The organism is Bacteroides congonensis (genome assembly GCF_900130125.1).
GTDB lineage: Bacteria > Bacteroidota > Bacteroidia > Bacteroidales > Bacteroidaceae > Bacteroides > Bacteroides congonensis.
This window is the reverse complement of sequence record NZ_FQXY01000011.1, coordinates 1182992-1196039: the sequence shown is the minus strand read 5'-3', so window position 1 is coordinate 1196039 and position 13048 is coordinate 1182992. Positions and strand designations below refer to the sequence as shown.

General features: G+C 46.1%; 6 protein-coding genes. All 6 read left to right on the top strand.

The window, feature by feature from the left end; genetic code table 11:
- Window positions 1-32 precede the first annotated feature (32 nt).
- The 6 genes from BQ7997_RS22165 (at window position 33) to galB (ending at window position 12921) form a co-directional block, all read left to right on the top strand.
- Window positions 33-2645: a glycoside hydrolase 5 family protein gene (locus tag BQ7997_RS22165; RefSeq protein ID WP_073348081.1), complete on the top strand. Its 2613-nt coding sequence runs from the start codon at window positions 33-35 to the stop codon at window positions 2643-2645.
- A gap of 305 nt (window positions 2646-2950) precedes the next feature.
- Entirely contained in the window at window positions 2951-5926 is a 2976-nt protein-coding gene (locus tag BQ7997_RS22160; protein WP_073348080.1) for a SusC/RagA family TonB-linked outer membrane protein, read from the top strand.
- A gap of 23 nt (window positions 5927-5949) precedes the next feature.
- The gene (locus BQ7997_RS22155; RefSeq protein WP_073348079.1) at window positions 5950-7527 is read left to right on the top strand and encodes a RagB/SusD family nutrient uptake outer membrane protein; all 1578 of its coding nucleotides are present in this window, start codon (window positions 5950-5952) and stop codon (window positions 7525-7527) included.
- A 23-nt stretch (window positions 7528-7550) separates the two neighbouring features.
- The gene (locus BQ7997_RS22150; protein WP_073348507.1) at window positions 7551-9302 is read left to right on the top strand and encodes a DUF5114 domain-containing protein; all 1752 of its coding nucleotides are present in this window, start codon (window positions 7551-7553) and stop codon (window positions 9300-9302) included.
- An 11-nt stretch (window positions 9303-9313) separates the two neighbouring features.
- Window positions 9314-10408, top strand: a complete 1095-nt coding sequence (locus tag BQ7997_RS22145; protein ID WP_073348078.1) for a glycoside hydrolase family 53 protein — start codon at window positions 9314-9316, stop codon at window positions 10406-10408.
- A 65-nt stretch (window positions 10409-10473) separates the two neighbouring features.
- Window positions 10474-12921: a beta-galactosidase GalB gene (gene galB, locus BQ7997_RS22140; protein WP_073348077.1), complete on the top strand. Its 2448-nt coding sequence runs from the start codon at window positions 10474-10476 to the stop codon at window positions 12919-12921.
- The last annotated feature ends 127 nt before the right edge of the window (window positions 12922-13048 follow it).

Here is a 13048-nt window from a genome sequence, read left to right as displayed (position 1 = left end):
GTCGCTATCAATAAACCGATAAATTTGATAGTATGAAAAGACTGTTAATCCTTACCTTCATTAGTTTGTTATTCTCCTTTGGCAGTACGCAGGCGAAATCAACTTCCACACCTATTATATATATAGACGGAAACGGAGTGATGCGTTGGAGCGATACCCGCGAGGAAGCTTCTTTCTTCGGAGTGAACTATACGTTGCCTTTTGCCCATGCCTATCGTGCACTCGGTTATCTGGGACTTGACCGCAAAGCTGCCATATATAATGATGTATATCATATCGCCCGTTTGGGACTGAATGCTTACCGTATTCATCTATGGGACGTGGAACTGACAGATGGACAAGGAAATCTCCTTGAAAACGAGCATCTTGACTTGATGGACTATCTGATTGCCAAACTCAAGGAGCGAAATATCCATATTGTTGTTACCGCACAGACTAACTTTGGTAATGGTTACCCGGAACGGAATATACCCACCGGTGGCTTCTCTTACAAATATGATAAATGTGATATACACTCCAACCCGGAAGCTATCGCCGCACAGGAAACGTATCTCCGTGACCTGGTGAAACATACCAATCCTTATACGGGACTGGCTTATAAGGACGACCCTTCTATCGTAGGTTTTGAGATTAATAACGAACCCTGCCATTCAGGCACGAAAGAGGATGTAAAGGCATACATCAACCGGATGCTGAAAGCAATCGATAAGACAGGAAACCGCAAGCCTGTGTTCTATAATGTAAGTCACAACGGATATGTGGTGGATGCTTACTATGAGACTGACATTCAGGGAACTACCTATCAGTGGTATCCCATCGGACTGGTATCCGGACAGACGCAACAAGGGAATTTTCTCCCTTACGTAGACCGTTATGACATTCCTTTCGCTGATAAGGTGAAAGGATTCAATAAGAAAGCACGGATGATTTATGAATTTGACCCGGTGGATATTATGTATTCCTATATGTATCCGGCTATGGTACGCACTTTCCGCACAGCCGGTTTCCAATGGATAACACAGTTTGCCTATGATCCGATGGATATTGCCTATGCCAATACAGAATATCAGACTCACTTTCTGAATCTTGCCTATACTCCCAACAAAGCTATCAGCATGAAGATTGCTGCCGAAGCTGCACGAAGTCTGAAAAGAGGAGAATCTTATGGCAGTTATCCGCAGGATACTTTGTTTGGTGACGGCTTTCGCGTCAGTTATACGGAAGATCTGAGTGAGTTGGACAATGGGAAGAAATTTTATTACTCCAATCAGACAAATACACTGCCCAGGGATGCATCAAAGTTGGTTTCGATCGCCGGATGCGGCAGTTCGCCGGTAGTAGGCTATGAGGGCACGGGAGCTTATTTCATTGATTGTCTCGAGACGGGAGTATGGCGACTTGAAGTAATGCCGGACGCGATAGTAGTCAATGACCCTTTTGCCAAACCGTCACTCGAAAAAGAAGTAGTCAGCATCATCTACGGTGCGTGGGATATGGCTTTACAAATTCCTGATTTGGGCAGGACGTTTACTCTTATTGCTCTCAATAAAGAGAATGACCGAGAAGAAGAAGAAAAGATAACGGATGGGGTGATTCGCAGCCTTCGTCCGGGTGTTTATCTGTTGAAACGTAATGGTTGCACCCCGAAGCAGAGTTGGAAAGCTGATTCCCAATGGAATTCGATTCGTATCGGAGAGTTTGTTGCTCCCTCTCCCCGCACGATGGATTATAAAGTCACTCATACTCCGGCAACAACTGTTGAAGCAGGCAAAGCGTTGACTATTAACGCGCAAGTAGCAGGAAACATTCTTCCGGATTCCGTCATTATCTACACGGACAAAGTTTCTTTCTGGAACGAGCATAATCCGTACATAAAGATGAAACGTACAAATGGCTATACATATCAGGCTATCCTGCCTGCCGCAGAAATAAAGGAAGGTTGTTTCAGGTATAACATCATCGTCTGCCGGGGCGACAGCACCCGTACTTATCCCGCAGGAAACTCCGTCACCGGAAATCCTTCGGGAATCAAAGGAACTCCATTGGACTGGAACTACACTTCCGATTCATACTGGACTACCCGTGTTGTCACATCCGGTAGTGCGATACAACTGCTGAAAGTAACAGATACGGATAGCCGGATGGAAGCATATACACTTCCCGAATGGAATGACCTGCAACGTACTTTACTTGATTCTTCTCCAGTTGAGAAGCCGTTGCTCCGATTCCGGTTCACACCGGAAGGAGAGAATCCGCAACACTTTCTCCGCGCATTCGTGAAAGATGAAATCGAAGGAAGAAAAGATAAGGTGAAAAGCTGTACTACGCTCTGCATCCGCGTAAATCGCGACAAGCCCCTTCCACAAGGATTCAGCGCAGGTTTCGTCACTTCGGACGGATATACTTACAAAAGCTTATGCCCTGTTCCGGCTGTAGATGGTATTATACGGATAGCTCTGAAAGAGTTGCGTCAAACGGACACAGCGTTATTGCCCATAGCTTATCCGACATTCCTGAAACAATATTTCCATCCGGAAACAGAAATTCCCTTCCGACCGGAAAAGATAGAGAAACTGGAACTGTCGATGCCGGGAGCCGGCAAACCAACCATAGAGGTTGAACTCGGCGACGTATGGCTGGAATAAACGTATCCAAGAGTTTTTTATTTAATACAGAGAACAAGAGTTTTCAGTGCAGAGAATAAGGATTTTGAGTGCAGTAAACTATAATCTTTTATGCACTCGGGTAGTCATCCCGTTGCAAGGTGACAATAGTCACCTTATAAAGAGACAAATGTCACTCTATAACATGACATTTATCACTATGCAATGTGACTACCTGTTTCCAAAAGGCGGAAAATTCTTAAAGATACGAAATATATTAGTGAAAAGCAAGAGGAGAGATAAATAAGAATTAATATAATAAATCTATTATCAATAACACAGTAATTATGAACAGGAACATCTTAAATCTACGCCATCTGACTGTACTACTAATGTTGTGTACAGCCTTTCTAGGGGGCACGATTCCTGCCTTTGCCCAACAGGCAGGCAAGAAAATCACCGGACAAGTGATTGATGAAAATAAAGAGCCGATGATCGGAGTAAGTATCCTCATCGTGGGCACTTCTACCGGTACGGTTACCGATTTTGACGGTAATTACACATTGAACGTACCACAAGGCAACAAAGAGTTGCAATTCTCTTATGTAGGATACGAAACAAAAATTGTTCCCCTCCCTGCAAGCGGCTCCGTACTGAACGTACAGATGAAAAGCGATTCTCAGGTATTAAGTGACGTAGTCGTTATCGGATATGGTACGCAACGCAAGAGTGACCTGACCGGTTCGGTAACAAATGTCAGCAGCAAAGACTTCAATATGGGACTGGTCAGTTCTCCCGAGCAACTGATTAACGGTAAAATCTCCGGTGTACAGATTATGTCCAACAGTGGTTCGCCTACGGCGGGAAGCACGATTCGTGTGCGTGGCGGTGCGTCACTGAATGCCAGCAACGACCCGTTGATTGTATTGGACGGCGTTCCTTTGGAACAGGGCGGTATCAGTGGCAACGACGGAAATTTCCTGAGCCTCATCAACCCGAACGACATTGAGAGCATGACTATCCTGAAAGATGCTTCTTCCACCGCCATCTACGGTTCGCGTGCATCCAACGGTGTAATCCTTATCACTACCAAGAAAGGGACTTCGGACAAACTGCAAATCACGTTCAGCACTACCAACTCCATTCAGACACGTACCAAACTGGCGGATATGTTGAGCTACAATCAGTTTGTCAACACTATCCAATCACAGGGAAGTGCAGCACAACAGGCTTTGTTAGGAAATGTCCGCACAGACTGGAATGATGAAATTTATCAGAATGCTTTCGGTACGGACAATAACCTGAGTGTTTCCGGAAAGATTGCCAAAAACTGGCCGTTCCGTGTGTCAGTGGGTTATTATAACCAAAGCGGTCTGTTACGCACCGACAATGCGGAGCGCTATACGGGAAGCATCATGCTGACCCCTTCTTTCTTCAAAGACCACCTGAAGTTGAACATCAATGCCAAAGGTTCTATCAACAACAATACATTCGGCAATACAGACGCTATTTGGGCTGCGGCTACCATGAATCCGACCATTCCCGTTTATTCAGGACTGGATACCTTCGGCGGATATACGGAAGCGACGGACAACACGGGCACTCCTGTCAACGGAGCCGTGATGAACCCCGTAGGACTTATCAAGATGAATGATTCTCAAAGTAACGTAAGGCGTTTTATAGGAAATGTCGATGCGGATTACCGTGTTCATTTCTTCCCCGACCTGAAACTGCACGCTACGCTGGGTTATGATTACGCGCAAGGTAAAGGCAGCGTATATGTTCCGGCAGAAGCGGCACAGAACTATAATACTTCCGGCCTGGATTACAGCTACGGCCCCGAAAAGAAAGAGAACCGCCTGCTCACCTTATACGCCAATTACAACAAGCTCGTCGAATCTATCAAGAGTAGCTTTGACGTGACAGCCGGTTACGATTATCAGTACTGGAAATCGACCACTCCGCTTTATAGCGAAATGAACACGCTGGGAGAAATACAGAAGACATCCAAAGCGAAGGATGAACGCCATGTGCTGCTCTCCTACTACGGTCGTCTGAATTATTCGCTCGATTCACGTTATATGCTGACAACGACTGTCCGCCGGGATGCTACTTCACGTTTCGCAAAAAATGTACGTTGGGGTACTTTCCCTTCGGTAGCTTTGGGTTGGAGAGTAACGGAAGAATCTTTCCTGAAAGAAAATAAAGTATTGAGCAATTTGAAAATCCGTGCAAGTTATGGTGTGACCGGACAGCAGGATGGTATCGGAAACTATAATTACCTGCCTATCTATACCGGCAGCCAGAATGGGGCGGAAGCCAGTATGGGCAACGGATACATTCATACCTATCGTCCGAGTTCTTACGTGCCCGACTTGAAATGGGAAACGACTACTTCCTGGAACGTCGGATTTGATTTCGGGTTCCTGAAAGACCGGATTACAGGTAGCTTCGACTATTACACCCGCCAGACAAAGGACTTGATTGCCACGGTTCCCGCCGCTGCCGGAACGACTTTCGACCGTAATATCACTACGAACGTGGGAAATGTGGACAGTCAGGGAATTGAATTCAGCATAAACGCCACGCCCGTTCAGACAAAAGACTGGAACTGCGATGTCAGTTTCAATATAACATGGCAGAAGATGAAAGTAAAGAACCTGTCGCTCGTTGCCGGAGCTGCCGCAACCAATACTTCGGTCGGCCCATACATCGACAGTTATCAAGTGCAGACGTTGACCGAAGGATACGCTCCTTATATGTTCTACGTGTATCACCAACTCTATGACGAGAAAACCGGAAAGCCCGTAGAAGGCGCTTACGTAGACCTTAATGGAGACAGGGAAATCAATACGGAAGATTTATACCGTTACCACTCTCCCGCCCCCGATTATATCCTCGGTTTCAGCACTTCCCTACGTTGGAAGAAATGGACGTTGAGCACCAGCCTGCGAGCCAATATCGGTAACTATGTCTACAATGCCATGGCTATGAATGCCGGAGCCTGGGAAACAGTGAGCTACAACTCTTATCAGTTGAACAACCTGTCGACCAGTTATCTGGAAACCGGATTCAAATCCCGCCAATACTTGTCCGACTATTATGTAGAGAATGCTTCTTTCCTGAAAATGGATAACTTGTCACTGAACTACAACTTCGGACAGATTTGCAAGGGATGCAGCCTGAATGTCAGCGCAATGGTTCAGAATGTATTCTGCATCACGAAGTACAGCGGCGTAGACCCAGAAGTGCCCGACGGAGTGGATAATTCCTTCTACCCCCGTCCGCGTACATTCTCACTTAACGTAGGTTTCAACTTCTAATTACTTTTAAAAACAAGCGAATCATGAAAAAGATATTATATACAGCCTTCTATTTTTGCAGCGCATTGCTGTTGGGTTCCTGTATAGGCGACTTGGATCAATATCCGCATGAAGACGAAACATCTTCTACGATTTATACAAGCGCTGATAATTATAAAGCCGTTTTAGGGAAAATATACGCTGCCATGGTGACCACAGGTCAGGAAAAAAGCGGTGATCCGGATTTGAACAGTAACAGTGGACAGGATTATATGCGTTGCTTCTTCAATCTACAGGAATGTGGAACGGACGAAGTGGCTTCTACCTGGCTGTCGGGCGATAATGTTACCGGTCTGACTTACTTGAGTTGGGACGCCAACGACCCTTGGGTGTCGGATATGTACTATCGTATTTATTACAACATTGCATTGTGCAACGAATTTCTCCGCAATGCTACGGATGAGAGAATTGCCCGATTCACGGAACAGGAACAGGCTGAAATTCGTCACTACCGTGCCGAAGCCCGTTTTATGCGCGCCCTGTTCTACTATCATGCAATGGATTTGTTCCGCAATATCCCGTTCGTAACGGAGAACGACCCGACCGTCGGCTATCTGCCACCGCGATATACAGCTACACAAGTTTTCAGCTATATTGAATCGGAACTGACCAGTATCACGGGCGATATGCTCGATAAAGCCGACTGTCCTTACGGACGGGCTTCCCAAGGAGCTGCTTACACCTTATTGGCTAAACTGTATCTGAATGCGGAAGTTTACATCAACACACCGAAATATACCGAATGTATCAGCGCTTGTAAAGAAGTCATCAAACAGGGATATTCATTGGAAGGTGATTACAGCAAGCTATTCAACGCTGATAATGACAAACGTACTGCTAACGAAATTATCTTTACCTTGCCGGTAGACGCTACGCATACCGTGTCATGGGGCTCTTCCACGTATATTATCTGTGGTGCGGTAAGTAATACTTCGGACTTGCAGAAACCGGAAGATTACGGAGTGAAAAGCGGTTGGGGCATGTTCCGTGTACGTGGAGAAATCCCTTCCCTGTTCACGGGAGAAGAAGATAAACGGGCAATGTTCTTCACCGATGGGCAAACGCTGAATCTGGATAAGATAGATGACCAGAGCAACGGTTATTTTGTAGAGAAATGGACGAACCTGACTGACGCGGGAGAAACAGCTTCGAACACGGCGGACGGTGGTGTCAATACGGACTACCCTCTTTTCCGCCTGGCAGATGTGTATCTGATGATGGCAGAAGCCGTAGTACGGGGTGGAAGCGGAACAACAGCAACGGAAGTTGTCGATTATATCAACCAAATCCAGGAAAGGGCTTATGGTGACGACAGTAATAATAAGGACGCAAGCCAAATCAACCTGTCATTTATTTTGGACGAACGTGCCCGCGAACTTTACTGGGAAGGGCATCGTCGTACAGACTTAATCCGCTATGGAGTATTCACCACCAATGGCTACCTATGGCAATGGAAAGGCGGCGTAAAAGAGGGAACAGCGGTAAACAGCCGGTACAACATTTACCCGATACCGACTACCGAGTTGACCGCCAACCCGAATCTATACAATGAAAACTATTAATCATGCTTATTCGATACAACAATATGAAAAAAATAAATATCCTGTCGGCTTTACTTTCCGCACTCCTTCTATTAGGAGCGTGTGAGAAAGACGGAGACAAATTCTATCTCTCCAGTCCGGTGGAAAGTGACTTGATTGCTTCTACCAATGCCGTTGTACTGACGGAAGCTACCGCTAAACTCTATGCATTGTCCCTTGCCTGGAGCGACCAGACCTTGCAAATCAGCGACCCGAGGTATCAAGTGACCGGCGGTATTCAAACTACCGTACAAGTATCCCGCTCTGAAGATTTTTCAGGCAGCATTATCGAATCTACGGAAAATGGAGTTTCCAAAAGCTATACAGTCGCCGCCCTGAACATCATTGCCTACAAGCTGGATGCACCGGCTGAAGAAGCCGCTCCTCTCTATTTCCGACTGGCAGGAAGCAATGGTAGCAACATCGCTCCTGTGTATAGCAATACGGTGGCAGTCACGGTGACTCCTTATCATATTGACATGCATTACGCCAGCATTATCAACAAGAGCAGCGGTCAAGATTCCGGTCAGGATTTCTATTCTGCAAATGCCGACGGACAGTATAGCGGATTCTTCGGAGCGGCAGCCTGGGAAGGCATTTACGTGCAGGAAGCTGACGGAACAACCTGGCATACAGCCCAATCCGGCGGAGTAGGAACTCCATTCTTGCTGACAACAGACGCAGCGGAAGGAACATGGGATATGTGGTTCCCCGGTCAGTCGGGATGTTATTTCGTGAATGTAAATACGGCTCAGAAACAATGGAACGCCTTGTTGATGCCCGAACTGAATGTAAGCGGCATAGAAGGTATCAACATGCAATACAGTCGTGCGGACAATCAATGGAAAGGTGTATTTACGGGAACGGAAGGTACGAATATCAACATTCAGCTTCAAGGAACAGGCAAGTTTTACAACAATACCAGTGTCAGCGGTTCCGATAATGCGATTGACGATACGAAAGCCAAAGACACTCCATTTGCTTTCGGTGGAACTGCCGGACAACTGACATTCAGCACTGGAGAAGCTGCAACAGCAGGAAATATAACGATAAGCGTTCCGGCTACAGGAGAATGTACGTTGGTTATCGACCTTAATAATCCGGAGCAATGGACGGTCAGCGTGGAAGCCGGAGCAGCAGAGCCGGAACCGGAAGCGGCACCATACATCTACTTCCCCGGCATCGGGCCTGCCGTCAACGGTGCTTGGGCTTATGACCACAAAATTGTAATCTATAACGAAGACGAACTCAAGTATGCAGGGGTTGTTAATGTAGACTCTGAATGGGGAGATTATGCAATAAGTACTACAGACTACTGGGATGAGAGTCAACTGTACACCTTGGTTAGTGACGATGCGACAAGTACAGCCGAGAACGGAGTGCTTTTCCAAGGAAACGGAAAAAATATCCCAGCTCCGGTAGACGGATTATATCTATTTGAAGTGTCATTAAAAGAACCTATGAGTTACAAGAGTAATGCAGTCAACAATATATATTGTTATCTCGGTATAGACGGTGAAGGTTTGGTCGCTCTACAAGCCGGCGAAACGGCAGGAACATATTCCGGAAGCATTACATTGGGACAGGACAGCCAATGGGGACTCAAATTTGTGATAAATGATTGGACAGGCTCTTACGGTGGCTATGACGGAACGCTGTACTATGGTGCCAATGACGGAATCAAACCGGTAGAGGCAGGCACATACAATGTTACAGTCGACCTGATAAACGGAACTTACACCATTAGCAATCAATAATAAAAATGACAATGAAACGATTTAAACAGATTCTATTTATAGCTTCCGCCTTGCTTGGCGGAAGCCTCTTCACCGCTTGCAGCGATGATAACGACACGCCGACTTTCCCCGAAAAGGAAGAAGTTACTTATGACATGTCAGGTTTCGCCAGGGGAGCCGACGTCAGTTGGTTGACGGAAATGGAAAGCTCCGGATACAAATTCTATACTGCCGGAGAAAAAGAACAAGAATGCATGTCCCTGTTACGTGATTTGGGAATGAATGCCGTCCGCCTGCGTGTATGGGTAAATCCGGAGAATGACACGGATGATGTAAGAGGGTGGTGCAACAAAGGGGACGTATTGCTCAAAGCATGGAGAGCGCATAACCTGGGCTACCGCATCATGATTGATTTCCATTACAGCGACCGTTGGGCTGACCCCGGACAGCAAGCCAAGCCCAAGGCATGGGCAGATTACTCCGTAGAGCAATTGAAACAGGCTATCGCCGACCACACGAAAGATGTGCTCAGCGCATTGAAAGAGAAAGGCATTGACGTAGAATGGGTACAGGTAGGCAATGAAACTCATCAAGGGATGCTATTCCCTACCGGGCAAACCACAAGTGAAGCGGGAAGAGTGAATTTCGCAGCCTTTGTCACAGCAGGTTACGATGCTGTAAAAGAGGTCTACCCGGAAGCCAAAGTTATCGTTCATCTCGACCAGGGAAATGATGCCGGCCTGTACAATAGAATCTTCGGCTACCTGCACGAGAACAATGCCAGATGGGACATTATCGGTATGTCACTTTATCCGGACATATCGGCCGAAGACGGACATACGCCGGATGACTGGGAAGCGATGAACGATGCTTGCATTGCCAATATGAAAGCGTTAATAACCAAATACAATACTCCGGTAATGATGTGCGAAATCGGTATCAGTTGGGATTACGAAGAAGCGGAAGCCTTCTATACAGATTTTGTTACCAAAGCGAAACAAGTAGACCAATGTCTGGGAGTATTTACCTGGGAACCTCAATGTTACGGAAATTGGAAAGGTTATAGTAAAGGGATGTTTGACGACAGCGGTAAGCCCACCAATTCATTTAATGCCTTTAAAAGATAATATTATTGGATCATTTTTTATATCTTTACCCCGAATCCAAAATTATTTATACCTGAAAAGTGAAAATGAACATGAAACACCAAAAACAGTTGATAACTGTACTTTTGATGGGAGCCGCTTGCAGCCTGCAAGCGCAGCGCAGCGAGACGCTGCTCGAGAAGAACTGGAAGTTCAGTAAAGGAGATTTTAAAGAGGCCAGCCAGCCAGAGTTCAATGACACAAAATGGGAATCGGTCGTTATTCCGCACGATTGGGCTATTTTCGGCCCTTTCGACATGAACAACGATCTCCAGAATGTTGCTGTTACGCAGAACTTCGAGAAAAAGGCATCTTTAAAGACAGGACGAACCGGGGGACTGCCTTATGTAGGTTCCGGTTGGTATCGCACCAGTTTTGACACTCCCGCAGACAAAGAAGTGACATTACTCTTTGATGGCGCTATGAGTGAAGCGCGTGTCTATGTGAATGGGAAAGAAGCTTGTTTCTGGCCTTTCGGCTACAATTCTTTCCATTGCAATGTAACCCCTTTCCTTAATAAAGACGGTAAGAGCAATACATTAGCCGTTCGTTTGGAAAACCGTCCGCAGTCTTCGCGCTGGTATCCGGGAGCGGGCTTATACCGCAATGTACACTTGATTGTGACGGAGAAAGTACATGTACCTGTATGGGGAACACAGATTACAACTCCTCACGTGAGCAAGGAATTTGCAGCCGTGCGCCTGCAGACGAAAATTGAGAATGCCGGTGAGAAAACGCAAATCCGCGTAGAGACGGATATTCTTGCTCCGGACGGAAAGGTCGTTACCCGTAAAGAGAATACAAGCCGAATCAATCACGGACAACCGTTTGAACAGAATTTCATCATAGACGCACCCGAACTTTGGTCACCGGAAAGTCCGTCGCTCTACAAAGCTGTTTCAAAGATTTATGCGGATGATAAGTTGGTAGATACATATACTACCCGTTTCGGTATCCGTAGTATTGAATACATAGCCGATAAAGGATTCTACCTGAACGGCGAACACCGTAAATTCCAGGGGGTATGCAATCATCACGATTTAGGCCCGTTGGGAGCTGCTATCAACGTAGCTGCTCTTCGCCACCAACTTACTCTTTTGAAAGACATGGGGTGTGACGCTATCCGTACATCGCATAATATGCCGACTCCGGAACTCGTTGAACTATGTGACGAAATGGGATTTATGATGATGATTGAACCGTTCGATGAATGGGATATTGCCAAATGCACAAACGGTTATCACCGTTATTTCGATGAATGGGCGGAACGCGATATGGTGAATATGCTTCACAATTATCGCAATAATCCTTGTGTAGTAATGTGGAGCATCGGTAATGAGGTACCTACCCAATGTAGTCCTGTCGGCTATAAGGTAGCTAAATTCCTGCAGGATATTTGCCACCGTGAAGATCCTACCCGTCCCGTAACTTGCGGAATGGATCAGGTGACTTGTGTACTTGCCAATGGCTTTGCGGCTATGATTGACATACCGGGGCTTAACTATCGCACCCAGCGTTATAAAGAGTCTTACGACCAACTTCCGCAGAACCTGATTCTGGGTAGCGAAACAGCTTCTACCGTCAGCTCGCGCGGAGTCTATAAATTCCCGGTTGAGGACAAGAAAGGCGCCAAATATGAAGACCACCAATGTTCTTCGTATGACGTGGAAGTCTGCCCGTGGTCGAATATTCCCGATGAAGATTTTGCTTTGGCGGATGATAATCACTGGACTATGGGACAATTCGTATGGACAGGATTCGATTATCTGGGCGAACCCTCACCTTATGATGTCGATTCATGGCCGAATCATAGTTCCATGTTTGGTATTATAGACCTTGCCAGCCTGCCCAAAGACCGTTATTATCTCTATCGTAGCGTATGGAACAAAAATGCAGAGACGCTGCATATTCTTCCTCATTGGACTTGGCCGGGACGTGAAGGTGAAGTAACTCCGGTATTCGTATATACAAACTACCCGACAGCCGAACTGTTTATCAACGGAAAAAGCTACGGCAAACAAAGCAAAAACAACAGTTCCTTAAAGAGCCGTTACCGCTTGATGTGGATGGATGCCGTATATGAACCGGGCGAAGTTAAAGTAGTAGCTTATAACAAAGACGGAAAAGCAGTAGCGGAAAAAGTGGTTCGCACTGCCGGAAAGCCTCATCACATCGAACTGGTAAGTAACCGGAACGAGCTGACAGCAGACGGAAAAGATCTGGCTTATATCACTGTAAAAGTAGTAGATAAAGACGGAAACCTCTGCCCTGCCGACAATCGCCAGATTAACTTCTCCGTCAAAGGAGCCGGTAAATATCGTGCTGCCGCCAACGGTGACCCTACTAACCTTGAACAGTTCCATCTTCCGAAAATGCATGCTTTCAACGGAATGTTGACAGCCATTGTACAATCGGATGAAAAAACAGGTGAAATTGTGCTTACTGCAAAGGCAAGCGGTGTAAAAGCAGGAAATATTCGTATCCAGACGAAATAATCAACGCTGCTTCTTAAACGTCATAAGAAAACCGGATAATCATCGGAAGTCTTTCCAGAGTCCGATTGATTATCCGGCTTTTTCATTTATCGTTTGGAGTCTAAGAATATATGACTTTGATGTTTAT